Genomic DNA, 20,816 nt, shown 5'->3' on the forward strand with positions numbered 1-20,816 from the left:
ACCCGGGCGGCCCGCCGGCGGCGGGGTCACTCCGCGAGGTCGAGCGCGGCGCGAACGATGCTGTCGGCGTCGATGCCGTGGTAGCGGTAGACGTCCTCCAGGGAGCCGGACTGGCCGAACCGGGAGACGCCCAGCGAGGTGATCGGCGTCCGGTTGACGCCGGCCAGGAACGCCAGCGTGTGCGGGTGGCCGTCCAGCACGGTGACCAGCGGGGTGGCGCGCTCGGCGGGGAAGACCTGGTCGAGGATCCAGGACGGGGCGTCCTCGTGGCCCTGCCGGGCGCGCAGGGCCTGGAACAGCAGTCCCGGGCTGGTCACGCAGACGACGTCGGCGCCGATCCCGGCCTGCCGGAGCCGCCCGGCCGCGGCCAGCGCCTCGGGGATCACCGCGCCCATCGCCGCGATGGTGACCTTGGCGTCCTCCTCGCGGCGCAACGGGTAGGCTCCGGCGACCACCTGCCGCCTGCGGCGCTCCCTGGCGGCCGGGTCGGCCGGCACCCGGGCGAGGGTCTGGTCGACCGGCCGGGTGGACAGCCGCAGGTACGCCGAGCCGCCGTCGGGCCGGCCGAGCCGGGCGAGCGCGGCCAGCAGCGTCCACTCGACGTCGATCGCGAACGCCGGCTCGTAGGCGACGCAGCCCGGCTGCTCGATGCCGATGGACGGGGTGATGACCGACTGGTGGGCGCCGCCCTCGGGGGCCAGTGCCGCCCCGGACGGCGTGCCGACCAGGATCGACTGGCCGCCGGCGTACATGCCGAACGACCACGGCTCCAGCGCCCGGCCCACGAACGGGTCGTACACCACGCCGATCGGCAGCAGCGGCTCGCCCCAGCGGCTCCACGTCGCGCCCAGCTCACCCAGCAGGCCCACCAGGTTCGTCTCCGCGATGCCGAGCTCGATGTGCTGGCCGGTGGGCCGCTCCCGCCAGTGCAGGATCGTCTCCGCGTCGTCGGCGAACCAGTCCACCCGCTCGCGGGCCGACCACACGCCGACCTTGTTCACCCAGCCGCCGAGATTGGTGCTGGAGCTGACGTCGGGGCTGACGGTCACCACCCGGCCGGCCGCCTCGGGGGCCTGCCTGGTGAGGTCGAGCAGGGTGCGGCCGAGCGCGGCCTGCGTGGTGGAGGTCCCGGACGGCGTGCGGGCGAAGTCGGCGGGCAGCCCGGGCGGCGTCCTGCGCACCGGCTCGGGCCTGCGCAGCCGCTCGGCGGCCCGCGCGCAGGTGAGCCCGGCCGTACTGGCCGCGTCGAACCGGCGCCAGGGCCGCTCGGCGTCCATCCCGATCCCGGCGGCCAGCTCGTCCATCTGCTCGCCGGTGAGCAGTGTGGAGTGGTTCTGCGGGTGGCCCTCGGTGGGCAGGCCGTACCCCTTGACGGTGTAGGCGAAGATCACGGTGGGCCGGGTGTCGTCGATCGACGCGTACGCCCGGTCCAGCGCGCTCAGGTCGTGGCCGCCGAGGTTGCGCACGGCCCGCATGAGGGTCGCGTCGTCCACGTCCTCGATCAGGCGGGTGATCGCGGCGCCCTGCGAGCCGGGGCCGGGCAGCCGCAGCCGCACCTGCGCCGCGGTGCACCGCAGCAGGCGCTGGTATTCGGGGTTGGGCATCTCGTCGATCCGGGCGCGGAGCGCGTCGCCGCCCGGCCGGGCGAACAGCTCCTCCAGCAGCCGGCCGTACTTGAGCGTGATGACCTGCCAGCCCGCCGCGGCGAACATGCCGCGCAGCCGGCCGGCGGCGATCTCGGGCACCACCCGGTCCAGCGACTGCCGGTTCAGGTCGACGACCCAGACGATCTCCCCCAGTTCGGCCACGCCCGGGTCGAGGATGGCCTCCCACACCGCGCCCTCGTCGAGTTCGGCGTCGCCCAGCAGCGAGTACTGCCGTCCGGCGGCGCCCGCGCCGGTGTGGCTCTCCACATAGCGGCGGGCCAGCGCGCCCCAGATGGGGGCGGTCGCGCCGATGCCGACGGAGCCGGTGGAGTAGTCGACCCGGCCGGGGTCCTTGGTGCGGCTCGGGTAGCTCTGCAGGCCGCCGAACTCGCGCAGCCTGGTGAGGTAGCTCTCGTCCAGGTCGCCGAGCAGGTAGTTGATCGCGTGCAGCACCGGGGAGGCGTGCGGCTTGACCGACACCCTGTCCTCGGCGCGCAGATGGCGGAACCACAGCGCCGTCATGAGCGAGACCATCGAGGCCGAGGACGCCTGGTGCCCGCCGACCTTCAGGCCGGACGGGTTGGGCCTGACCCGGTTCGCGTGGTGCACCATGGCCGCGGACAGCCACAGGACGCGTTCCTCGATCTCCGCCAGGACGTCGATGTCCACGGCGCCGTCGCCGCGCGTCTCGACCGGCGCTGTACTCATGTGTCGGTTACCCCCTGGGGACGAGTCGCCAGGTCAGACGACCCGTGCGTGCAAGAAACGGCACGAGCACATCACGAATGACACAGAGTGCACAATAGGCCGCAAAATAGTTGTGCAGAACGCACGACCTGGGAGGTCCGCCCAGCGGAGAGAGGATGCATAGTGCCAAGCGACGACCGGATCGACCCCACCGACGCCCGGCTCCTGCTCGCGCTGAGCGAGAGCCCGCGGGCCACCAGCATCGCGCTCGCCGAGCGGACCGGCCTGTCCCGCAACACGGTGCAGGCCCGGCTGGCCAAACTGGAACGGGACCGGGGCCTCGCCTCCTTCGAACGCCGCGTCGACGCCACGGCGCTCGGCTACCCGCTGACCGCCTTCGTCACCGTCAACGTCACGCAACGCAGGCTGGACCAGGTGGCCGCCGACCTGGCCGCCGTCCCCGAGGTGCTCCAGGTGCACGGGGTGAGCGGGCCGGTGGACCTGCTCGTGCACGTCGTCGCGGCCGACGCCGGCGACCTCTACCGGATCGCCGGGCGGATCCTGGCCATCCCCGGCGTCGAACGCACCAGCACGTCGCTCGTCATGCGCGAGCTCGTCGACTACCGGATCACGCCGCTGCTCCGCCGTCTCGTCGAGGAGGGGTGAGCGGTCAGTCCACCTCGGCGCTGCCGTTGACGCGGAGCTTGCGGCGGGCCCGCTCGTAGAAGGTGGTGGCGCCGAGCCGGACCACCTGGGCCGCGCTGCGCTGGGCGGTGACGCTGAGGGTGTCGCCCGGCGACAGGTGCGCGGCCACCGCGCCGTCGACCTCGACGGCGAGCCGGCCGCTGGTCGGCAGCAGATCGAGGGTGACCTGTTCGTCGGCGGCCAGCACGAGCGCCCGGTTGAACGACGAGTGCGCCGCCGCCGGGACGACGAGGAAGCCTTCGACGTTGGGCGAGACGAGGGGGCCGCCGGCGGAGAAGTTGTAGGCGGTGGACCCGGTGGGGGTGGCGACGATGACCGCGTCCGCCGCGTAACGGACGAAGGGGTGCCCGGCCACCGAGATCCCCACCGCGGCGAGCCCGTCGCCGGGCGTGCGCACCAGCGCGATGTCGTTGAACGCGGTGACCTCGGGACCGCCGCCGAGCACCGCCCGCACCGCCATCCGCGGCTCCACGGTGTAACGCTGCCCGTCGATGGCGGACAGCGCCGGCGGCAGCTCCTCCACGTCGATCTCCGCGAGGAACCCCAGCCGCCCGACGTTGACACCGAGCACCGGCGTCGGATGCCCGGCGATGAGCCGCATGGTGCGCAGCATGGTGCCGTCGCCGCCCAGGCTCACCAGCAGGTCGGCGCGATGGACCAGCGCGGCGGAGTCCACCGCGACCGCGCTGCAGTCGATGCGGTCGACCTCTTCGTGCAATCCGAGCACGGTGACGGACCGGGTGCGCGCCCATTCGACGATCGTGTCGATGGCCACCTTAGAGTCACGCTTCGGGTGCAGCACCAGCCCCACGGTGTGGACCATCCCCATGCCCGCCACTGTACGGCAGGCCACGTGGTGACATGGCCTGCCGTACCGGGGCACGGCGATCTAGTGGCCGGCGGAGGAGCCGTTGACCGTGAGGACGGGATCGGGGGTGACGATGGCGGGGAAGGTGCCGGTGTCGATGATGCCGTGCTCGTTGTAGGCGGCCTCGATGAGGGCGTACGCGCGGGGCTCCAGCTTCCACAGGGCCCGGTACTCGCGGGCGGTGGCCAGCGGGATGCCGGTCTCGTGCGCGATGTCGGCCGCCCGCGGCACGAACCGCCGGTCGATCTGCTTGTCCCAGTAGGCGCGGGCCGCGCGCATCTTGGCGGCGCGCTGCGCCGCGTCCACCGCCTGCGGTGCCGCCTCCACCACCTCGACCTGCTCGTCACCGTCGTCGTCGATCGACGCGCCGGCCGCCGAGATCACCAGCCGGTCGCCCGGGACGATCACCTGCGGCTTGCCCTGCTCGGGCGCCCACGGCACCGGCGGGGTGAGGTCCATCAGGGCGGAGGTGTTGTACAGGGCGCCGATCTGGGACAGCAGCGCCTGCTGGCGGGCCGCGTCCACGGCGAGGCCGGTGTGCTCGACGGCCTGGTCCATCGCCTGGTCCAGGCGGGCCAGCGCGGTGCGCATCTTGCGGTCGGAGGCGCCCGACTCGCGGAGCGCGCGGGCCCGCTTGGCGGCCAGCGCGACCCTGGTCAGCCTGCGGTGCGCGTCCACCTCGCTGGCCGTGCGGTCGCTGGCCTCGGCCAGGCCGAGGCGGACCATCATCCGCTCCGGCGTGAGGCGCCAGTGGATGCGGCCGCGGCCGGTGATGCGGTGCCGCTCGATCGCCATCCCGCGCTCCCACAGCCACGCGGCCACCAGCGGCGCCGCGAGCCGGAAGACGGCCTCGGCCACGCTGCGGGCGTCCATGCTGGACAGCACGGCGGTCAGGCAGGTGAGCGCCCACACCGCGATGCCGTCGATGCCCGCCGAGTAGTTCTCCCGCATGTTGCGCCGCGCCCGGACGGCGCTGGTGATGACGGCGACCTCGATGAACGCGAAGAGCAGCAGCCGCAGCGGCCCGTCGAAGCCGAGGACGTCGCTGGAGAAGCGCCACATGCCCTGGGCGGACACGCCCGTGGCGATGCAGGCGGCGACGATGGTGAGGAGGTCCTCCACGGGACGGGGGGCCACGTGGACCTGCCAGAGCCGCACCGCCGTGCGGCCGGCGGCCCGGAGCACGAAATACGCCGCGACCATCAGGGCCAGGGCGAACACACTGATGATGGCCGTCGCGAACGGATTCTCCGCCGCGAAGGCCGTGATTTGCTCGATGGGGGGCATTGGTCACTGTCCGTCAGTCTCGATGTCCGACAGTAGATTTATGAGATCATTCCAGATTGCTGGCGTCTTGTTCGCGAAACGCGTGTTCAAACAGTGACAGTCGGGAAATGACACGACGCCGTGTCCGATCGCGGGCGGGTGCGCCGCCCGGGTCAGGTGGCCGCGAGGATCGTGCCGGTGCGGTGGTGGCGGACCAGCCCGGCCAGGTCGTGGTCGAACTCGGTGACGATCTGCCGGACCCTCGACTCCGCCAGCGGGCCCAGGGTGTCGTAGACCTCCACGAACAGGTCGCGCGCCGCCGTACGGGGCCAGTCCTGCGGCAGCAGCTCGGCAGGCAGGCCGGGGTCGAGGTTGGGGAAGCCGCGCCAGGTGTCCATGATCCCGGAGCGGGCGACCAGCGCCTCGGACGCGCCGACCGCTCCCCCGCGCACCCGGTCGAGCAGCGGGCCGTAGTGCCGGAGGAAGTCGTCATAGGCCCGGCGGAGCAGCGCGAAGTCCCACGCCTCGTGCGGCGCGCGCAGACCGGGCGCCGCGCCGCCGCGGAAGACCGTCGCGTGGCGGACGCCCAGGTCGCGCAGCGCCTCGGCCACCGTCTCCCCGCCGGCGGTCGGCGAGACCCACAGCCCGTCGTAGAGTGGCGCGAAGCCCAGCCAGCGCAGCCGGGTGCGCAGGGCGTGGCGCAGGTCCCGCTGCTCCTCGGGGACGGAGAACCCGGCCACGGTCCACTTCCCGTCCCAGCCGCCCGTGCCGAGCCCGAACGACATGATCCGCTGCCTGCCCTCGGCCAGCACCGCCGAGGCCCGGTCGGTCAGCCGGTAGTAGGTGCGCCGCCCGGCCTTGGACGACTCCAGCAGGTCCCGCCTGGCCAGCCTGCTCAACGCGGCCCGCGCGGCCACCGGCGACACCCCGAACTCCCCGGCCAGCCGGACCAGCGCCGCCGAGGGCAGCGGCTCCCGCCTGCGGAACCAGTAGTCCCCGAGCAGGGTCGTGATGAGGTGCTGGGGAGGCATGCCCACCTGGAAGCGCGGCAGATCGACGTCGGCGCCGGGGGCTGGTCCGCTGTCCGTCACGCCAAGCAGTATATGGATGACGTTTGCCCCCACGCCCGTAACGGCGAAGTCTCCCGATCGGGCTCAGCCGGCCCGTTCGAGGTCGTCCCGCTCCTCGTCCAGCGGCGGGCGCGGGGCGGGGTGCTCGACGAGGGCGAGCAGCCTGCTGGCCATGAACCGCGCGGTGCGGACCGGCGTGCCGCTGCGGGTGACCTCGGCCACCTCGACCACGCCCCGGCCGATGGTGATCTCGACGCGGCGGCCCGCCCGGGTGGCGACGATCTCGTAACTTCGCGAGGTGTCGTGCGCGTCGACGACGATCTCGACCCTATCGCCCTTCACGTCGAAGCCCCCGCCACTGCTCCGGCATATGCGCCTCCCTCACCTGATATATCCGTTACCCGAACAAACCTCCGCATTAAACCTGGGAAGCGGGGTCAGCGGGCCCGGGGGAGCCTTTGCACGGCGAGCATGGCGGCGTCGTCGCCGAGGAGGCCGCCGGTGTGGGCGAGAAGGTCGTCCCTGACGTGGTTCAGCAGCGCCTCTGGCCCGTCCCTGCACCACTCGGCGAGCCGCTGGGCCAGCGGGTAGAACGTCCCGTTCCGGTCGCGGGCCTCGATGACGCCGTCGGTATATAGCAGCAGGATGTCGCCGGCCTCGAACGCGTACGTCTCCACGGCGTACTCCGGCCTGGTCAGCTCGCTCAGGCCGAGCGGCGGGGCGGACCGCCCTCCGGCGAGTTCCTTGACGCCGTTGCGGTGGATGACGATCGGCGGCGGATGCCCGCAGTTGATCAGGCTGAGGATCGGGGCGTCGTCGGGGATGTCGAGCACGGTGGCGGTGACGAAACCCTCCTCCACCTCCAGGTCGGCGTCGGGGAACTCCTCCATCTCCGAGCGGAGGCTCTCCTCCAGGTCGGCCACCAGGGCGGGCAGCATGGCCTGCCGCCGGGCGGTCTCACGGAAGGCGCCGAGCAGCAGCGCGGCGTCGGAGATGGCGCTCAGGCCCTTCCCCCGGGCGTCGCCGATGATGAGGCGGGTCACCGAGCCCGCCCGGGTGGCGCCGTACAGGTCGCCGCCGATCTGGGCCTCGGCCTCGGCGGCCAGGTAGAGGGAGGTCAGGCGGAGCGGGCCGCTGCGGCGTGGGATCGGGCGCATCAGCACCCGCTGGGCGGCCTCGGAGACCGACCGGATCTGCACCAGCTGGCGGCGCTCCTGGTCGCGCACCATGCAGAAGATCACGACCAGCGCGGAGACCACCACCACCGAGACGATCTCCACCTGGATGGTCTGCTTGCCCAGGGCGCGGTCGTGCGCGCCGATGAGCACCTGACCGGCCACGGCGGTGATGCCGAGCAGGCCGGTGAGCCGGGGGCCGGCGAACGACGCCGTGATCGCCGGGGCCACGACCAGCAGCGGCCCCAGGTGGATCTCGTTGGGGACCGCGATGTCGGCCACCATGATCAACACGATCAGGGTGAGCGGGATCGCGAGCAGAGCGTGCTGTGAACGCCACAGCCGCTCCGAGACCGTAGTCCGTGGCATAGTCTCGCCTCCCTCGGCGGGCCGTCCGGCCACCACCTCCTCTCAGACGGTATATCGCATGTCACGCGTAGTCGGTGATCCACCATGCCCTTCGGGGGTCAGCGGCCCCGCCCGCGCGCGGTGAACCAGCCGGACAGGGCGCCGCCGCGGCCGGCGAGAAGGTCGCCGAGCGCGGCGCAGAGGGCGACCAGCACGAACGCGATCACCACGAGCAGCCCGCGTTCGAAGGCCACCGCCCAGTCGCCGCCGGTGCCGGCCACGGTGGCGAAGAACATCGAGCCCACCGCCGCGACGCCGACGGCGGTGCCGATCCGCTGCCCGGTCTGCAGGACGCCGGCCGCGCTGCCGCCGCCCTCCGGCGGGACCTCCGACAGGGTGAGCGTCTGGTTCGGCGAGATCACCAGGCCGCTGCCGAGCCCGGCCAGCAGCAGCGGCGCCGCGGTGGCCAGCGCGACGTGCTCGTCCGGCACCAGGCGCACCGCGACGAGGGTCGCGATCAGCCCGGCCGCCACGCAGACCAGGCCCGCCACGACCAGCGGCCGGCCGAACCGGGCGACGATCCGGCCGCCGACGAACGCGGCGATGGCCGACCCGACCGCGAACGGCGTGATCGACAGACCGGCGAGCAGCGGCGTGTAGCGCAGCCCGTTCTGCAGGTAGAGGGTGAAGCTGAAGAAGATCCCGGAGAACCCGGCGAAGTAGAGCAGCGCGATCAGCGCGCCGAGGGCGTAGGAGCGCAGCCGGTAGAGCCGCAGGTCGATGACCGGCTGCTCGTGCCGCCGTTCCCAGCGCACGAAGATCCAGAGCACGGCGAGGCCGGCCGGGACGAGCAGCCACTTGGCGGCGCCGTGCCACTGCTGCTCCTGCACCAGGGGCAGCAGCAGGAGGACCACGCCGGCGCCGAGCAGCAGGATGCCGACCGGGTCGAGGCGCTCCCGCCCGCGGGTCTCGTCCGGCGGCGGGAGCAGCCGCCAGGCCAGCGGCAGCGCGACGAGGCCCACCGGCAGGTTGACGTAGAACACCCACCGCCATCCCTCCTGCGCTCCGGCGAGCGCGATGAGCGCGCCGCCGATGAGCGGCCCCGCCGCGGTGGCGATCCCGACCGTCGCCCCCAGCGCCCCGAAGGCGCGGCCCCGCTCGGCGCCGCGGAACAGCACCTGGATCACGCCGGCGATCTGCGGGTTCAGCAGCCCGCCCGCGGCGCCCTGGACGAGCCGGGCCACGACCAGCCAGGTGACGGTGGGGGCCAGCCCGGCGGCGGCGCTGGCCAGGGTGAAGAGCGCGAGCCCGGTCATGAAGACGCCGCGGCGGCCACGCGCGTCCCCCATCCGCCCGGCGGGCACCAGGGCGAGCCCGAAGGTCAGCGCGTAGCCGCTGAGGATCCACTGGAGGGCGTCGGGGGAGGCGTCCAGTCCGGCCCGGATGGACGGCAGCGCCACGTTGACGATGCTGACGTCCAGCAGGGTCATGAACGCCGCGACCAGGCACACCGCCAGGGCCCGCCAGCGCCGCCGGACGCATTCCTCCGTCTGCTCTTTGACCCGTTCCGAACGCATGTGGCTGCTTTGTCCGGCAATGAGGCGGTGAAACCCTTTCCCCGCGCCGCGCGCTAGTGGGAGTGCCTCGGTACGGCGTCGCCTCCGGCACCGGTGAGGAAGTCGAGGTCGGCGCCCTGGTCGGCCTGGAGCACGTGCGAGACGTACAGGCTCGCCCAGCCGCGGCCGGCGGGCGGGTCGGGGGCCCGCCAGTCCCGGGCGCGCTCGGCCAGCTCGGCCGGATCGACGACCAGGTCGAGCCGCCGGGCGGGCACGTCGAGCTCGATCACGTCGCCGGTGCGCACCAGGGCCAGGGGGCCGCCGACCGCCGCCTCGGGCGCGGTGTGCAGCACGCAGGTGCCGTACCCCGTGCCGCTCATCCGGGCGTCGGAGACCCGCACCATGTCGGTGACCCCCGCCTCCAGCAGCGCCTTGGGCATCGGCATGTTGCCCACCTCGGGGAAGCCCGGGTAGCCGCGCGGGCCCGCGTTGCGCACGACGAGCACGGTCCCGGCGTCCACCGGCAGCTCCGGGTCCTCGCAGACGGCGATGTAGTCCTCGACCCGGTCGAAGACCAGGGCGCGGCCCCGGTGGCGCAGCAGGTGCGGCGAGGCGGCGGAGACCTTGAGCACCGCGCCGCGCGGGGCGAGGCTGCCGCGCAGCACCACGGTGCCCGAGCCCGCCGGTTGGAAGGGGTTCTCGCGGGTGCGGATGACCTCCGGCCGCCAGCACCGCGCCTGCGCGACGTTCTCGCCGACGGTGCGGCCGGTCACGGTGAGCGCCTCGCGGCGCAGCAGGGAGCCCAGCTCGCGCATGACGACGGGCAGCCCGCCCGCGTAGTAGAAGTCCTCCATCAGGAACCGGCCCGACGGCATGAGGTCCACCAGCACCGGCACGTCCCTGGCCAGCTCGTCGAAGTCGTCCAGGTCGAGCGGCACGCCGACGCGGCCGGCCAGCGCGAGCAGGTGGACGACGGCGTTGGTGGAGCCGCCGAGGGCCGCGTTGACCCGGATCGCGTTCTCGAAGGCGTCCCTGGTCAGGATCGCCGCGGGCCGCAGATCCTCCTTGACCATGTCCACGATGCGGCGGCCGGTCGCCTGGGCGAGGGCGTAACGGCGGGAGTCGACGGCCGGGATGGCGGCCGAGCCGGTGAGCTGCATGCCCAGCGCCTCGGCCAGGCAGGCCATGGTGGAGGCGGTGCCCATGGTCATGCAGTGCCCCCGGCTGCGCGACATGCAGGACTCGGCCTCGGCGAGGTCGGCGGCGGTGATCAGGCCGGCCCTGGCCTCCTCGCTCAGCCGCCACACGTCGGTGCCCGACCCGATGTCGGCGCCGCGGTATTTGCCGCTGAGCATCGGCCCGCCGGTCACCATGATCGTCGGCAGGCCGACGCTGGCCGCGCCCATGAGCTGGCCGGGGGTGGTCTTGTCGCAGCCGGTCAGCAGGACGACGCCGTCCAGCGGGTTGGCCCGGATCGTCTCCTCGATCTCCATGGCGAGGAGGTTGCGGAAGAGCATCGTGGTCGGCCGCATCAGCGTCTCGCCGAGTGACATGGTGGGGAACTCCAACGGCAGCCCGCCCGCCTGCCACACCCCGCGCTTGACCGCGTCGGCGACGTCGCGCAGGTGGGCGTTGCACGGCGTCAGCTCCGACCAGCTGTTCGCGATGCCGATCACCGGCCGCCCGTCGAACACCTCCGGCCCGAAGCCCTGGTTGAGCATCCACGAACGGTGGATGAACCCGTTGCGTCCCGCCGCGGCGAACCACTGCGCGCTGCGCGGCCCCTCGATGGAGTGATCTTCGCCCGGCTCCCGTGGATCCTCAGCTCCCATGGGGGCAGTTTAGGCAGGTTCGACCGATTCGATCACCCCCCTGGGGGACTCCGGCCGAAGATGCCAGCGCGGGCGGGCGACGGCCCAGCTCCGCCGCCCGCCCCGCCGACCTGTGACTGGAACGGCCGATCCCGACCCAATTCGGAAAGCGCTATCCACGGAATCGGAGAATCAAAGTCCGAGCCCCGGACGAGTTCGACCCGTTCGCATCGTCCCGAAGCTTATCGGCGCATCCTTGCCGGCACCTTGCAGGCCCCGTGACAATGCCGCGTCACCAGCACGACCACCCGCTCCGATCCGGACGACCGGGCAGCGACCGGGACACCCGGCATTTTCTTTCCGAATGGCGATCACTGCGGCCGAGAATTCGTCACCTTTCCCACTCCCGCTTTTATCAGCCATTCCCTATTATCGCCTCAGGGGTGGGAGAAATATGAACGGTCACGATCTACATGCCCGTGCCGATCCGGCGGCGGGATCACGGCAGGCGTTCACCGCCGTGCCCGCGGGCCCGGCCCCGGCGCGGCCGGTCCTCGGCGGTGAGCTGCGGCCGGTGGTCGCGGGCGTGCCGGCCGAGGTCGCGCTGCTGCTCGCGCTCGGCTGCCCGATCGAGGTCGTGCCGGGCCTTCCGGCGGGGGTCCTGCCCCGCCTCCCGGCGGCGGACCTCCGCCGCCCGACCGAGGTGGCGGAGCGCCGCCGCCCGACCGAGGTGATCGACGAGATGCCGCGCACGACGCCCCCCGCCCACGACCACGTCCTCGTGTGCGCCCGCGCCGAGACGCTCACCGGCCGTTTCACGCTGGACGCCCGGGTGCTCTTCCCCCAGGGCACGCCCACGGTCCGCACCCTGGAGGTGTACGGCCCGCCGTACGGCCCGGACGACGCGGAGATCCACGTCACTCTGCCGATCATGAAGCGGGTCGGGCCGCGCCCTGCCGGCTGGGAGGTCGTCCGGCTGCTCCACGCGAGGGTACGGCCGGGCGCCAGGATCCGCGTCGAGGTCGCCCTCACATCCGGCGGAGAGATCACCGCCCGGCTGCGCACGGACTCCGCCGAAGCGCCCCTGGCGGGAGGAACGCCTTTCACGACGGGACCCGCCGTCATGGAAGAACCCGCCCTCGCGGAACGGCCCGCTGCCGGAGAGAGGGAAGAACCCGCCGTCCTGGAACGGCGCGCTGCCGGGGAGAAGGAGGAACCCGCCCTCGCGGAACGGCGCGCTGCCGGGGAGGGGGCGGGGGCCGAGTGGGTCCGGTCGCTGGAGCGGCTGGCTCGGGCGCGGCTGCCGTTGCCGCTGGACCTGGCGATCCTGGCGGAGGCCGGCGGCGATCGGAGGACGGAGCGCGTCGCGCGGTTGCTGGAGCTGATCGACGAGGTGGCGGGCGACCGGCCGGTGGGCGCGCTGCGGGTCGCGGTGGTCGGTTACCGGGAGGGCGGCCCACCGGCGGGTGGGCGGGCCGCCGTCGTCCAGCCGTTCACCGGGCCGGAGGAGGCCAAGCGCCGACTGCTGGCCTTCGGGACCGCCGAGACCGGTACGACCGCCGGGGCGGACGAGGCGGGCAGGGCGGCAGGCGGCGCCGGGGCGAGGGTTCCCGGCGATGCCGGAGGGGCTGTCGAAGGCGACGGGGTGGAGACGAGGGACTCGGGTTCCAAGGTGCACGGCCTGGTGGACGGGCTGGGCGCGTTGCCGGATCTCGGATGGCGGAACAGGGGCGAGTACGCCGTGGTGGTGGCCGCGGAGCGGATGCCGGTGGCTTCCGATGCCACCGGGGGGCCTGCACCGGACGGGCGGGACTGGCGGCGGGTGCGCCGGGATCTCGAGCTCAGGCTGGGCAGATCGTGGGTGGCCGGCATCCTGCTGCTGGAGCGGCCGGAACCGATCCCGGGGCCGCACACCGGCCGCCGGGCCGTCGAAGGAGCCGAACGCGCCCTGCTGGCCGTCGCCGACGCCGGATGGCAGCGCTTCTCCGCCGCCGACCCGGACGCCACCGGCGAGATCGCCATCAGGCTGGCCCCCTTGGACGTCCCGCACCCGGCCCCGTTCCCGCTGACCGAACCGCTCACCGGCGACCTCTGACCGGCGGCCCGTCGTCGGCCTGGCGGAGTCACCGGCCCTTCCGCGAGGCGCAGCGTCCGCACCGGCCCTTCCACAGCACAACGTCCACGAGGCGCAGTCTCCGCACCGGCCCCTCCGCAGCACAGCGTCCACGAGGCGCAGTGTCCGCACCGGCCCCTCTCATGACGCGGGCCAGTTCCTCCGCCCCGGTCCTCCCCCGGCGCGGACCAGGCTCTCTTCCCGGTGGCGACGTTCGTGTGGCGCTGGTCCCGTGGCGTGGAGTTTTCAGGGATCGTTCCCGCTGTGTGAGCGTGTGACCAGGTGTGTGGAGCCGGGCGGCTGAGGGGGCCGTTTGCACCGGCGGGCTTCAGCGGGGACGATCACGTCATCAATGATCCCTGAGGGAGGGCCGGGATGACGGCACCGGATCGCAGGGCGTGGCCCGGCGCGGCGTTCGGGACGAGGCGGGTCGCGCTGGCCGGGGTACTGGCGTTCGGCGTGGGGGTCGTCGTCCTGGCCGGGGTGCTGCTGGCCGGCGGCGGGGCGCCGCAGCCGATGGCGGAGGGGCTGCCGGACGCCGGGCCGATCACCGGCTGGGGGCTTCCGCTGGTCCGGTTCGCCTATGACCTGTGCGCGATCGCGACCGTGGGCGCGCTGGTCACAGGGGTGGTGCTGACGCCGCGGGACACGCCGGAGAGGACGGCCTGCCTGCACGCCGCCGCCGGGTGGGCGCTGGGCTGGACGCTGTGCGGCGTCGCGACCTACCTGCTGACGATCTCCAGCCTGGTCGGGACGCCGCCCGGCGAGGTGCTGGCGGACCCGTCCCTGCTGACGTTCGGCGCCACCTTCCCCGAGACGCAGGCCGTGCTCTTCGCGCTGGCCGCGGCCGTGGTGGTGGCGTCCGGCGCGCGGACCTTCCCCGGCTGGACGCTGCTCGTGGCGGCCGTGCTGGGGCTGCTGCCGCCCGTCTACGCCGGGCACGCCGCCTCCTCGGGCGACCACGAGATGGCGATCTCGGGGCTGACGCTGCACCTGGTCGCGGTCGCCGTCTGGGTCGGCGGCCTGGCCGCGGTGCTGCTCCACTTCCGCCGGTCGGACCGGCTGACCACCGTGCTCCCCCGGTTCAGCACACTCGCCCTGGTCTGCTTCGCGGGCGTCGCCGTGTCGGGGGTGGCGAGCGCGTGGGTCAGGCTGGGCTCGGTGGCCGATCTGTGGCAGACGCCGTACGGGCTCGTCGTGGTGGCCAAGGCGGGCGTGCTCGCGGCGCTCGGCGCGTTCGGCTGGGCACACCGCCGGCGCACCGTCGCGGGGATCGGCGAACGGCCGGTCCGGCACACGTTCCTGCGGCTGGCCGCCGGAGAGGCGGTGGTCATGGCGGCGGCCGTGGCGCTGGCGGTCGGGCTGTCGCGCACGCCGCCGCCGGTGCTGGAGGGCGGCGGGCACGGTCACGGCGCGCTCGGCTTCGAACTGGCGCCCTTCTCGCTCGCCGCCCTGGTCACGGAGATCCGGCCGGACCCGCTGGTGCTGTTCGTCCTGGCGGTTCCGGCGGCCGGCTACCTGGTGGGACTGCGCAGGCTGGCCCGCGACGGCGTGCCCTGGCCGCCCGGCCGTACGCTCGCGTGGTTCGCCGGGCTGGCGGTGCTGGCGCTGGTGCTGCTGTGCGGGGCCGGCGGTTACGCGCGGGCGATGCTGGCCGTGCACGCCGTGCAGTACGCCGTGCTCGGCGTGGTGGCGCCGCTGCTGCTGGCCTTCGGCGCGCCGCTCACGCTGGCCGCCCAGGCGACCTCGCCCCGCTCTCAGTACGGTGACGCCGCCACCGCCGTGCTGGACGGGCGGCTCGCCGCGCGGATCACCCATCCGGCCGTGCTGGCGGTGCTGTACGCGGCGCCGTTCGCCCTGTTGTACGGCACCGGCTGGCTGACGCTGTCGGCGTCGGGCCACGCCTACCACCTGATCAACCAGGCGGTCTTCCTCGGTGCCGGGCTGTTGTGCGCGTGGGTGCTGGCCGGGGTGGATCCGCTGCCGCGGCCGGTCACCTGGACGACGCGCGCGGCGCTGCTGGCGCTGGTCGCCGCCGTGCAGGTCGCCGTCGGCCTGCTGCTGCTGGCCGGGCCGCCGCTCGCGACCGGCTGGTTCTTCCTGGCGGCGCCGCCCGGCTACGCCGACCTGGCCGCCGGGCAGCGGACGGCGGGCCTGGTGTTCCTCGTGCTGCCGACGGCGGCGCTGGCCGTGCCCGCCGTACGGCTGGCGCGGTGGCGGCGTTCCGCCCGGCGGACGGCGGCGGCGCGGGACAGCCGGGTGTGACATGTCGATCGTCCCGTGGCGCGGGCGCTTTTCTCCGGGGCGCGCTGCTGGAAGGATGGGGGCCGTGTCCCGTGGCCCGTCAGCGTTCCGCCTGCTGCGGGCCGTCGTCTTCGCGACGGTGTGCGTCGCGATCTCGGCGGGCGGGCATCTGCTGGCCGGCGGCGGCCCGATCCGGCTCGGCGTCGGCGTGCTCGCCGCGGCGGGCGCGTTCGGCCTGGCCTACGCGCTCAACGGCCGTGACCGGGGCCCCGAGGTCGTCCTGCCCGCCACGATGGCCACGCAGCTCCTGCTGCACGAGCTCTTCTCCTGGCACGCCCCCGCTCCCCCGGCTCAGCTGACCGGCGGGCACGCGCACCCGGGCGTGGGCATGGCGCTGATCCACGTGGTGGTGGGCCTGCTGACCGGCTGGTGGCTCTACCGGGGTGACAGCGCCCTGTGGCTGCTGGTCCGGGTGTACGGCGTGCCGCCGCTGCGGGTGAGGCCGCCGCTCGCCGTGCCGCCGGCTCAGGCGCCGCCGCGGGTGCGGCGGGCCGGCGCGGGCGCGGAGCCGCCGCGGCTGTGCGGCCGGGTGATCCCGCCGGCGGCGTACCGGCGCGGCCCGCCCGAGGGGGTCCGCGCCGCCTGAGGTCCCGGAGGGGCCGCGGGCGGGCGCGCCGGATCCGCTCCGCCCGCGCGGAGCGCGCCCTCGTCCACGCCCGACACCGGAGTCCGTCATGACATCCCTGCCCCGTCCCGTCGGCAGGACGGTCCTCACCGCCCTGCTCTGCGCCCTCTTCTTCACCCTGGGCACGCCCGCCGCCCTCGCCCACGACCGGCTGAAGAGCAGTTCCCCCGGCAAGAACGCCAAGGTCGAGTCCGTCGAGCGGATCGAGCTCGACTTCACCGCGAGCATCAGGCTCGCCACGATCGTGCTCCACGACGCGGACGGCGAGCGCGTCACCGTCGGCAAGCCGGAGGCCGACGGCACCAAGGTGACCGCCGAGGTCTCCGAGCCGCTGACGGCCGGCAAGTACGTGATCGCCTGGCGGGTCGTCTCCTCCGACGGCCACCCGATCACCGGCGAGATCCCGTTCACCGTGACCGGTTCGCCCACTCCGACGCCTTCGCCGTCGCCTTCCGTGCCGGAGACCGCCGATCCGTCCGCCGCGCCGGCCGGGTCCGCCGCGCCTCCCGCGCCGCCCGCCTCGATCGCCCCGGATCCGGCGTCGGGCGCGGAGGCTCCCGCGGCGGACTCCGGCGCGCCCGGGTGGATCTGGGCCGGGGTCGTCGCCCTGCTGGCGATCGGCGCGGGCGTCTGGGCCCGCACGTCTCGCCGGAACCGGCGCGCGCCCGCGGAGTGAGCGTTCCTCCGCTCCGGGCCGGCCCGGGGCGGAGGATGGTTGCCCGGCGAGGAGTGGGTAGCACAGACCACGGGGCCCAGGCACGGGCCGGGCCCCGTCTCGGCCGCCCGCCGCCCGCCGAACGGGTTCGGCGCACCCCCTCGTACGGAAAGGGAGCAGCGCCATGACCGAGCCCGTGTTGGAACCGGCCGCGAGGGCCTTCGCCGACGACACCGCGGAACCGCCGTTCCTGTTCCAGCTCGACCCCGCGGAGGGCCGCAAGGTCGTCAACGGGGTGCAGAGCCCGGAGATCGACGTGCCGGGCACGGAGAGGGAGGAGCTCACCACGCCCGACGGGGTGTCCGTCACAGTCTTCCGCCCGTCGGGGGCGGAGGGGCCGTTGCCGGTCATCCTCTACATCCACGGGGCCGGGTGGGTGTTCGGCAACGATCACACCCACGGCAGGCTGGCCCGGGAACTGGCCCGTGGCGCGCGCGCCGCCGTGGTGTTCGTGAACTACTCCCTCTCGCCGGAGGCCCGTTACCCGGTCGCCACCCGGCAGAACTACGCCGCCGCCCGCTGGGTCGTGGAGCACGGCGCCGAGCACGGCCTGGATCCGGCCAGGATCGCGGTGGCCGGTGACTCGGTGGGCGGCAACATGGCCGCCTCGCTCACCCTGACCGCCAAGGAGCGCGGCGATCTGCGCCTGGCCGGGCAGGTGCTCTTCTATCCGGTCACAGACGCGAACTTCGACACCGGCTCCTACCGTGAGTTCGCCGAGGGCTACTTCCTGAGCCGGGAGGCCATGCGGTGGTTCTGGGACCAGTACACCGCCGATCCCGCGCAGCGGGACGAGATCACCGCCTCGCCGCTGCGGGCCGCCGTGGAGCAACTGGCCGGGCTGCCGCCGGCACTGGTGATCACCGGTGAGGCCGACGTCCTGCGCGACGAGGGCGAGGCGTACGCCGGGAAGCTGCGTGCCGCCGGGGTGCCGGTGACCGCGGTCCGGTACGGGGGCATCATCCACGATTTCGTGATGCTCAACGCGCTGCGAGACACCCACGCCGCCGAGGCGGCGATCAGCCAGGCCGCCGGGTTCCTCTCCGACGTCCTCGCCACCCGCCCCTGACCGGGGCGCCCGCGCGTCACGCCCCTGCGCACCACGGGGCGCCCGGGGTCGCGGGCCGCGCCCACCACCAGGGCATATAGCCCAGCTATATGCCCTGGTCATACGAAAAACCCCACAATCGTCCACCTCGCCCCGCGATAAACCTCCTGAATCAGGAATTCCACATAAAGGAATTCATCGGCCCATATATTGCTCTTCGCGGAAGAAGCGGGTTAACGTGCCTGAAACTCCCTGCTCTTCCGTACCAAACGCCGCCGAACTCCAACCGCTCCGTCCGTGATCCGCCGCGTGCCGCGCACCGTCCGCGCCGCGGCGGAGGAGCGCCCCCCACGAGGAGGCACATGTCGTGCGTCAAGCCGTAGAGGACGAGGGCAACGCGCTCGTCGTGGCATCGGACACGGCGGGTCCCGAGGCGGTGGCCGGGCCGCCGGGCCGCCGGGCCGGCCCGCGCGGAGCCGCCGACCTGGCGATCAAGCTGGCCGGGGTGCTCGCCGTCCTCGTCGTCCTCGAACTGTGCTCCCGGTTCGGGCTGCTCCCCCGGCGCTGGTTCCCCCCGGTCAGCGAGATGTACGCCGAGCTGTTCCGGCTCGCCGCGCAGCAGCCGCTGTGGGTGGAGGTCGGCCGCACCCTGCGCGCGTGGGCGGTGGGCATCGGGCTGGCCACGCTGCTGGCCGTACCGGCCGGGGTGGCGCTGGGCTCCAGCGCGGTCGCCTACCGGATGTCCCGGATCGTCATCGAGTTCTGCCGGCCCATCCCGTCCGTCGCGCTGATCCCGCTGGCGGTCCTGGTGTACGGCACCGGCCTGGAGATGAAGGTCTTCCTCATCGCCTTCGCCACCTTCTGGCCGCTGCTCTTCCAGACCGTGTACGGCGTGCAGGACGTCGATCCGGTGGCCAGGGACACCGCGCGGGCCTACGGGCTGGGAGCGGCGGCCCGGTTCTGGGTGATCACGATTCCCAGCGCCGCGCCGTACATCGCGACCGGGCTGCGCATCGCCTCCTCCATCGGGCTCGTCCTCGCGGTGACCTCGGAGCTGGTGGGCGGGGCCACCGGGCTCGGCCGGGCCATCGTGGTGGCCCAGTCGGCCGGGCAGATCACCCTGATGTACGCCCTGATCATCACGACCGGGCTGCTCGGCTGGGCGCTGAACGCGGTGTTCGCGGCGGTCGAGCGCAAGGCCCTGCGGTGGCATCCCGCGCAACGCCAGGAGGTGGCCCGGTGAAGGACGGCAGGGTGATCGGCCGCCGGGCCGGCCTGTTCCTCCTCCAGTTCGTCGTGCCGGTCGCGCTCGTCGCCGGGTTCGGCCTGTGGTCGGAACGGGCGGACGACTTCTTCTTCCCGCCGCTCAGCCGGATCGCCGCCGACTTCGCCGACACCTGGCTCTTCGAGCGGGTCGGCACCGATCTCGTGCCCAGCCTGGCCAGGATGCTCGCCGGCTACGCGATCTCGGTGGTCTGCGGGGTGGCGCTCGGCGTGCTGTTCGGCATGTCGCGGATCCTGCGCACGGCGACCGACCCGGTGATTCAGTTCCTCCGGGCGCTGCCCGCGCCGGCCATGATCCCGTTCGCGATGCTGCTGTTCGGCACCGGGGACGCCTCGAAGGTGTTCATCGTCGTCCTCGGGACCATGTGGCCGATCCTGCTGAACACCCTGGACGGGGTGCGCGGGGTGGAGGAGCAGCAACTGGACATGGCCCGCTCCTTCCGGGTGCCGGCGACGGCCCGGTTGTTCCACATCACGCTGCCGGCGGCGTCCCCGCGGATCTTCGCGGGCATGCGCACCAGCCTCGGCATCGGGATCATCCTGATGGTCGTCTCCGAGATGGTCGCCAGCCGTAACGGCATCGGCTACTTCGTGCTCCAGTCACAGCGCTCGTTCGAGATCTCGGCGATGTGGGGCGGCGTGATCCTGCTCGGCCTGATCGGCCTGGCCCTGAGCTGGGTCTTCGTCCGGGTGGAGAACCGGGTGCTGCGCTGGCACCGCGGCGCCCGCGGGCTGCTCCCCGAGCCCGCCACCGCTTCCGGCAGAACGGGCCTCCCCCGGCCCACGACCCAGGAGGTCACCCGTGCTTGAGGTGTCCAGGCTGCGCAAGGTGTACGGCGCGGATCCGCAGGCCGCCCCGGCGATCGAGGAGGTGAGCTTCGAGGTGGCCGACCGCGAGTTCCTGTGCATCCTCGGGTCCTCCGGCTGCGGCAAGTCCACGCTGCTGAAGTGCCTGTCCGGCCTGATCCCCGCCTCCTCCGGGGAGATCCGGCTGAACGGCGAGCCGGTCACCGGCCCGCCCGAGGACATGGCCTTCGTCTTCCAGGACTACAGCAGGTCGCTGCTGCCCTGGATGACGGTGGCCGGCAACGTGTCCTTCCCGCTCCGCTACAAGGGCCTGTCCAAGCGGGAGGCGCAGGCGGCGACGGACGAGGCGCTGGACGCGGTGAGCCTGGCCGGGATGCACAAGCGCTTCCCGTGGCAGCTCTCCGGCGGCATGCAGCAGCGGGTGGCGATCGCCCGGGCGCTGGCCTACCGGCCGAAGATCCTGCTGATGGACGAGCCGTTCGCCTCCCTGGACGCGCAGACCCGCTCCGGGCTGGAGGACCTGCTGCTGGACATCTGGCGGCGGTTCGAGGTGACCGTGCTCTTCATCACCCACGACATCGACGAGGCCGTCTACCTGGCCGACCGGGTGCTCGTGCTGGAGGCCCCCGCCAAGGTGGGGCTGGACGTGACCGTCCCGCTGCCCCGCCCGCGCGACCAGCTCACGACGAAGGCGCTCCCGGAGTTCGCCGAGCTGCGCGGGCGCCTCTTCTCCGCGATCCAGGGCGCCCCGGTCGCCCGGTGAGCCGCACCGCGTTCGGAGGACGCCA

The 20,816-nt window shown here is 73.6% G+C and carries 17 protein-coding genes; 9 read left to right on the plus strand and 8 right to left on the minus strand.

Annotation, left to right across the window (positions count from 1 at the left end):
- Positions 1-26 precede the first annotated feature (26 nt).
- Complete coding sequence (locus QSK26_RS07545; RefSeq protein ID WP_285774263.1) at positions 27-2,354, minus strand: thiamine pyrophosphate-binding protein; 2,328 nt, start codon at positions 2,352-2,354, stop codon at positions 27-29.
- 162 nt (positions 2,355-2,516) lie between these two features.
- Between QSK26_RS07545 and QSK26_RS07550 the strand changes: the two genes are divergently transcribed.
- On the plus strand, positions 2,517-2,999 hold the full coding sequence (locus tag QSK26_RS07550) for an Lrp/AsnC family transcriptional regulator (protein ID WP_285774264.1): 483 nt from the start codon (positions 2,517-2,519) through the stop codon (positions 2,997-2,999).
- Positions 3,000-3,003: 4 nt separating this feature from the next.
- Here the strand turns inward: QSK26_RS07550 and QSK26_RS07555 are convergent, their stop codons facing one another.
- The 7 genes from QSK26_RS07555 to QSK26_RS07585 form a co-directional block, all read right to left on the minus strand.
- A complete protein-coding gene (locus QSK26_RS07555; protein ID WP_285774265.1) occupies positions 3,004-3,867 on the minus strand; it encodes an NAD(+)/NADH kinase in 864 nt (287 codons plus the stop codon).
- 60 nt (positions 3,868-3,927) lie between these two features.
- Positions 3,928-5,193, minus strand: a complete 1,266-nt coding sequence (locus QSK26_RS07560; RefSeq protein ID WP_285774266.1) for a hypothetical protein — start codon at positions 5,191-5,193, stop codon at positions 3,928-3,930.
- Between the two features lie 152 nt (positions 5,194-5,345).
- Positions 5,346-6,263 (minus strand): PaaX family transcriptional regulator, encoded by a 918-nt coding sequence (locus QSK26_RS07565; RefSeq protein ID WP_285774267.1) that lies wholly within the window; start codon positions 6,261-6,263, stop codon positions 5,346-5,348.
- A 63-nt stretch (positions 6,264-6,326) separates the two neighbouring features.
- On the minus strand, positions 6,327-6,584 hold the full coding sequence (locus tag QSK26_RS07570) for a DUF8836 family protein (protein ID WP_285774268.1): 258 nt from the start codon (positions 6,582-6,584) through the stop codon (positions 6,327-6,329).
- Positions 6,585-6,679: 95 nt separating this feature from the next.
- Positions 6,680-7,786, minus strand: coding sequence for a PP2C family protein-serine/threonine phosphatase (locus QSK26_RS07575; protein ID WP_285774269.1), 1,107 nt, complete (start codon positions 7,784-7,786; stop codon positions 6,680-6,682).
- A 98-nt stretch (positions 7,787-7,884) separates the two neighbouring features.
- Positions 7,885-9,342, minus strand: a complete 1,458-nt coding sequence (locus QSK26_RS07580) for an MFS transporter (protein WP_285774270.1) — start codon at positions 9,340-9,342, stop codon at positions 7,885-7,887.
- Positions 9,343-9,395: 53 nt separating this feature from the next.
- Positions 9,396-11,153, minus strand: a complete 1,758-nt coding sequence (locus QSK26_RS07585; RefSeq protein WP_285774272.1) for an IlvD/Edd family dehydratase — start codon at positions 11,151-11,153, stop codon at positions 9,396-9,398.
- A gap of 433 nt (positions 11,154-11,586) precedes the next feature.
- Here QSK26_RS07585 and QSK26_RS07590 point away from each other — a divergent pair, with 433 nt between their 5' ends.
- The 8 genes from QSK26_RS07590 (at position 11,587) to QSK26_RS07625 (ending at position 20,791) form a co-directional block, all read left to right on the plus strand.
- The gene (locus QSK26_RS07590) at positions 11,587-13,227 is read left to right on the plus strand and encodes a hypothetical protein (RefSeq protein WP_285774273.1); all 1,641 of its coding nucleotides are present in this window, start codon (positions 11,587-11,589) and stop codon (positions 13,225-13,227) included.
- Between the two features lie 393 nt (positions 13,228-13,620).
- The gene (locus QSK26_RS07595; protein ID WP_285774274.1) at positions 13,621-15,510 is read left to right on the plus strand and encodes a bifunctional copper resistance protein CopD/cytochrome c oxidase assembly protein; all 1,890 of its coding nucleotides are present in this window, start codon (positions 13,621-13,623) and stop codon (positions 15,508-15,510) included.
- A gap of 64 nt (positions 15,511-15,574) precedes the next feature.
- On the plus strand, positions 15,575-16,135 hold the full coding sequence (locus QSK26_RS07600; protein WP_285774275.1) for a hypothetical protein: 561 nt from the start codon (positions 15,575-15,577) through the stop codon (positions 16,133-16,135).
- An 88-nt stretch (positions 16,136-16,223) separates the two neighbouring features.
- The gene (locus QSK26_RS07605; RefSeq protein WP_285774276.1) at positions 16,224-16,850 is read left to right on the plus strand and encodes a copper resistance CopC family protein; all 627 of its coding nucleotides are present in this window, start codon (positions 16,224-16,226) and stop codon (positions 16,848-16,850) included.
- A 163-nt stretch (positions 16,851-17,013) separates the two neighbouring features.
- On the plus strand, positions 17,014-17,958 hold the full coding sequence (locus QSK26_RS07610) for an alpha/beta hydrolase (protein ID WP_285774277.1): 945 nt from the start codon (positions 17,014-17,016) through the stop codon (positions 17,956-17,958).
- A 346-nt stretch (positions 17,959-18,304) separates the two neighbouring features.
- Positions 18,305-19,180 carry an ABC transporter permease gene (locus tag QSK26_RS07615; RefSeq protein ID WP_285774278.1) on the plus strand — a complete coding sequence of 292 codons (876 nt, stop codon included), beginning with the start codon at positions 18,305-18,307 and terminating at the stop codon, positions 19,178-19,180.
- A complete protein-coding gene (locus QSK26_RS07620) occupies positions 19,177-20,031 on the plus strand; it encodes an ABC transporter permease (RefSeq protein WP_285774279.1) in 855 nt (284 codons plus the stop codon). The genes QSK26_RS07615 and QSK26_RS07620 overlap by 4 nt, the downstream gene beginning before the upstream one ends.
- A complete protein-coding gene (locus tag QSK26_RS07625) occupies positions 20,024-20,791 on the plus strand; it encodes an ABC transporter ATP-binding protein (RefSeq protein ID WP_285774280.1) in 768 nt (255 codons plus the stop codon). The genes QSK26_RS07620 and QSK26_RS07625 overlap by 8 nt, the downstream gene beginning before the upstream one ends.
- Positions 20,792-20,816 lie beyond the last annotated feature (25 nt).

This window comes from Microtetraspora sp. NBRC 13810 (assembly GCF_030268685.1).
In the GTDB taxonomy this organism is placed as follows: Bacteria; Actinomycetota; Actinomycetes; order Streptosporangiales; family Streptosporangiaceae; genus BSRQ01.

What these genes read in the sequence shown, in the direction of transcription:
- QSK26_RS07545 (WP_285774263.1), bottom strand. Translation starts at nt 2,354, where the DNA reads ATGAGTACAGCGCCGGTCGAGACGCGCGGCGACGGCGCCGTGGACATC.
- QSK26_RS07555 (WP_285774265.1), bottom strand. Translation starts at nt 3,867, where the DNA reads ATGGGGATGGTCCACACCGTGGGGCTGGTGCTGCACCCGAAGCGTGAC.
- QSK26_RS07560 (WP_285774266.1), bottom strand. Translation starts at nt 5,193, where the DNA reads ATGCCCCCCATCGAGCAAATCACGGCCTTCGCGGCGGAGAATCCGTTC.
- QSK26_RS07575 (WP_285774269.1), bottom strand. Translation starts at nt 7,786, where the DNA reads ATGCCACGGACTACGGTCTCGGAGCGGCTGTGGCGTTCACAGCACGCT.
- QSK26_RS07580 (WP_285774270.1), bottom strand. Translation starts at nt 9,342, where the DNA reads ATGCGTTCGGAACGGGTCAAAGAGCAGACGGAGGAATGCGTCCGGCGG.
- QSK26_RS07585 (WP_285774272.1), bottom strand. Translation starts at nt 11,153, where the DNA reads ATGGGAGCTGAGGATCCACGGGAGCCGGGCGAAGATCACTCCATCGAG.
- QSK26_RS07590 (WP_285774273.1), top strand. Translation starts at nt 11,587, where the DNA reads ATGAACGGTCACGATCTACATGCCCGTGCCGATCCGGCGGCGGGATCA.
- QSK26_RS07595 (WP_285774274.1), top strand. Translation starts at nt 13,621, where the DNA reads ATGACGGCACCGGATCGCAGGGCGTGGCCCGGCGCGGCGTTCGGGACG.
- QSK26_RS07605 (WP_285774276.1), top strand. Translation starts at nt 16,224, where the DNA reads ATGACATCCCTGCCCCGTCCCGTCGGCAGGACGGTCCTCACCGCCCTG.
- QSK26_RS07610 (WP_285774277.1), top strand. Translation starts at nt 17,014, where the DNA reads ATGACCGAGCCCGTGTTGGAACCGGCCGCGAGGGCCTTCGCCGACGAC.